We start from the raw sequence: 534 nt of genomic DNA on the forward strand, positions 1-534 counted from the left end.
TTTTATCATAGAAAGCTATTTAAAGCATTTATTATTTTAATTTACAGACTTTTTTTCACATTCTCGAAGTTCTTAAAGAACTAAAAGATAAAATTGCTTCTATCTTAAAAGAAAACAATGCTTCATTTGAATTTTCAGCTGGTTACCCAGAATGGAAATTTAGAGCTGAATCTAAATTGAGAGAAAAGGCTTTAGAAGTTTACAAGAAACTTTATAATGAAGATATGAAAGTTGAAGTTATTCATGCTGGACTTGAATGTGGAGCTATCTCACAAAACTATCCTGATATAGACTTTATCAGTGTTGGACCAAATTTAAGAGATGTACATACTCCTAGTGAATATCTTGAAATAGACTCTACTGAGAGAGTTTATAACTACGTTGTTGAACTTATCAACTCACTAAACTAATCTACTAAGCTACACTTTATAGCTATAAGGTGTAGCTTTTTTATTATATGTTTATTATAAACTATAATTTATCTAGCTAAGCTAGGTTCTCTAATATATCGTTAGTTTTACAGCAAAGTACCTT

Annotated in this window: 1 protein-coding gene; it reads left to right on the forward strand. The window is 28.7% G+C overall.

Going from position 1 to position 534, the window contains the following annotated elements:
* Window positions 1-26: 26 nt before the first annotated feature.
* Window positions 27-410, forward strand: coding sequence for a M20/M25/M40 family metallo-hydrolase (locus I6E31_12460; protein MCF2640769.1), 384 nt, complete (start codon window positions 27-29; stop codon window positions 408-410).
* Window positions 411-534 lie beyond the last annotated feature (124 nt).

The organism is Fusobacterium varium (assembly GCA_021531615.1).
GTDB lineage: Bacteria > Fusobacteriota > Fusobacteriia > Fusobacteriales > Fusobacteriaceae > Fusobacterium_A > Fusobacterium_A varium_C.